Source organism: Allobosea robiniae (assembly GCF_900102525.1).
Classification (GTDB): domain Bacteria; phylum Pseudomonadota; class Alphaproteobacteria; order Rhizobiales; family Beijerinckiaceae; genus Allobosea; species Allobosea robiniae.
Map to the genome: position 1 here is coordinate 2,501 of NZ_FNBZ01000018.1, position 3,216 is coordinate 5,716.

Consider the following 3,216-nt stretch of genomic DNA (forward strand, 5'->3'; position numbering starts at 1 on the left):
AGGACGTGATACGCTGCGATAAGCCGTGGGGAGCTGCGAATGAGCTTTGATCCGCGGATTTCCGAATGGGGAAACCCACCTTCGATCTCTGTTATTCCAAGGACAGGTTACGGCCTGTGCTTGGGCCTGTCTTCGGACTAACAGAGATCATGAGAAGGTATTGAACTCTGAATACATAGGGGTTCAAAGCTAACCCAGGGAACTGAAACATCTAAGTACCTGGAGGAAAGGACATCAACGAGACTCCGTTAGTAGTGGCGAGCGAACGCGGACCAGGCCAGTGCCTGACTGTAAGTTACCGGAAGTGGTTGGGAAACCACGCAATAATGGGTGATAGCCCCGTACGGATCTGCGAACAGTTGGGACATGAGTAAGGCGGGACACGTGAAATCCTGTCTGAACGTGGGGGGACCACCCTCCAAGCCTAAGTACTCCTCAGCGACCGATAGTGAACAAGTACCGTGAGGGAAAGGTGAAAAGCACCCCGACGAGGGGAGTGAAATAGCACCTGAAACCGAATGCTTACAAACAGTGGGAGCTCAAGGTTCGTCCTGGGTGACCGCGTACCTTTTGTATAATGGGTCAGCGACTTAATCTGACGAGCAAGCTTAAGCCGGTAGGTGTAGGCGCAGCGAAAGCGAGTCTGAACAGGGCGTTCAGTTCGTCGGATTAGACCCGAAACCGGGTGATCTAGCCATGAGCAGGTTGAAGGTAAGGTAACACTTACTGGAGGACCGAACCGGTGCCTGTTGAAAAAGTCTCGGATGACTTGTGGCTAGGGGTGAAAGGCCAATCAAACTCGGAAATAGCTGGTTCTCCGCGAAAGCTATTTAGGTAGCGCCTCGCGTGAATACTCTGGGGGGTAGAGCACTGGATGGGTGAGGGGTGCTTACCGCATTACCAATCCTAACCAAACTCCGAATACCCAGAAGTACTGCGCGGGAGACACACGGCGGGTGCTAACGTCCGTCGTGGAGAGGGAAACAACCCTGACTTACAGCTAAGGCCCCCAATTCGTGGCTAAGTGTGAAAGGATGTGGGAATCCCAAAACAACCAGGAGGTTGGCTTAGAAGCAGCCATCCTTTAAAGAAAGCGTAACAGCTCACTGGTCTAAATAAGGGTTCCTGCGCCGAAAATGTATCGGGGCTCAAGCCACGAGCCGAAGCTTAAGGTTTGCACTTTGTGCAAGCGGTAGCGGAGCGTTCCATAAGCCAACGAAGGGAGACCCGTGAGGGCTCCTGGAGGTATTGGAAGTGCGAATGCTGACATGAGTAACGACAAACAGTGTGAAAGACACTGTCGCCGAAAGTCCAAGGGTTCCTGCGTAAAGTTAATCTCCGCAGGGTTAGCCGGCCCCTAAGGCGAGGCCGAAAGGCGTAGTCGATGGGAATGAGGTGAATATTCCTCAGCCAGTTGGTAGTGACGGATCGCGTACGCTGTCAGATCTTATTGGATTGATCTGGCTTCCAAGCGGTTCCAGGAAATAGCTCCAACATTAGACCGTACCCGAAACCGACACAGGTGGACTGGTAGAGTATACCAAGGCGCTTGAGAGAACTATGCTGAAGGAACTCGGCAATTTACCTCCGTAACTTCGGGATAAGGAGGCCCAGTGCTTAGGCAACTAGGCATTGGGGGCACAGACCAGGGGGTAGCGACTGTTTAACTAAAACACAGGGCTCTGCGAAATCGTAAGATGACGTATAGGGTCTGACGCCTGCCCGGTGCCGGAAGGTTAAAAGGAGGTGTGCAAGCACCGAATTGAAGCCCCGGTAAACGGCGGCCGTAACTATAACGGTCCTAAGGTAGCGAAATTCCTTGTCGGGTAAGTTCCGACCTGCACGAATGGCGTAACGACTTCCCCGCTGTCTCCAGCATAGACTCAGTGAAATTGAATTCCCCGTGAAGATGCGGGGTTCCTGCGGTCAGACGGAAAGACCCCGTGCACCTTTACTGCAGCTTTGCGCTGGCATTCGTGTCGGCATGTGTAGGATAGGTGGTAGACTTTGAAGCCGGGGCGCCAGCTCTGGTGGAGTCATCCTTGAAATACCACCCTTATCGTCATGGATGTCTAACCGCGACCCGTCATCCGGGTCCGAGACAGCGCATGGCAGGCAGTTTGACTGGGGCGGTCGCCTCCCAAAGAGTAACGGAGGCGTGCGAAGGTGGGCTCAGAGCGGTCGGAAATCGCTCGTTGAGTGCAATGGCATAAGCCTGCCTGACTGCGAGACTGACAAGTCGAGCAGAGTCGAAAGACGGCCATAGTGATCCGGTGGTCCCGCGTGGAAGGGCCATCGCTCAACGGATAAAAGGTACGCCGGGGATAACAGGCTGATGATTCCCAAGAGTCCATATCGACGGAATCGTTTGGCACCTCGATGTCGGCTCATCACATCCTGGGGCTGGAGAAGGTCCCAAGGGTTCGGCTGTTCGCCGATTAAAGTGGTACGTGAGCTGGGTTCAGAACGTCGTGAGACAGTTCGGTCCCTATCTGCCGTGGGTGTAGGAGAATTGAGAGGATCTGCCCTTAGTACGAGAGGACCGGGGTGGACGTACCTCTGGTGGACCTGTTGTGGCGCCAGCCGCAGTGCAGGGTAGCTATGTACGGACGGGATAACCGCTGAAGGCATCTAAGCGGGAAACCCACCTCAAAACGAGTTCTCCCTTGAGAGCCGTGGAAGACGACCACGTTGATAGGCCGGGTGTGTAATCGCAGCAATGCGTTCAGCTTACCGGTACTAATTGCTCGATCGGCTTGATCGTTCTCATGATCAATGTCCGCGACACCAAAACGCGAAACATCATCAAACCAAAGACCATATGCTTGCCAATATCCTTCGCCGGCCCGGTGGCTTGAGCGAGGAGCCAGAACCCGATCCCATCCCGAACTCGGCCGTTAAACTCCTCAGCGCTGATGGTACTGTGTCTCAAGACCCGGGAGAGTAGGTCGTTGCCGGGCCTGTCAAGGATATCCCTCATCACAATCACAAATCGCTTCAACGCGGCGGTCGACTAACGTCGCCGCCGCGTTGCCGTTTAAAGCCCAAAACGTCCCAGGATAGGCCAACAGCCAACCAAAGACGCAAAAGGCCAAATCGTTGACGCGGGGTGGAGCAGCCCGGTAGCTCGTCAGGCTCATAACCTGAAGGTCGTCAGTTCAAATCTGGCCCCCGCAACCAAACATAAAAGCCCCGTCGCAATCGCGACGGGGCTTT

The 3,216-nt window shown here is 54.4% G+C and carries 1 tRNA gene and 2 rRNA genes (1 of these 3 running past the window's edge); all 3 read left to right on the plus strand.

Going from position 1 to position 3,216, the window contains the following annotated elements:
* Positions 1–2,764, plus strand: a 23S ribosomal RNA gene (locus tag BLQ70_RS25155) (it extends 53 nt beyond the left edge of the window).
* A gap of 81 nt (positions 2,765–2,845) precedes the next feature.
* A 5S ribosomal RNA gene (gene rrf / locus BLQ70_RS25160) occupies positions 2,846–2,960 on the plus strand.
* Between the two features lie 143 nt (positions 2,961–3,103).
* Positions 3,104–3,180 (plus strand) — tRNA-Met (locus BLQ70_RS25165).
* The last annotated feature ends 36 nt before the right edge of the window (positions 3,181–3,216 follow it).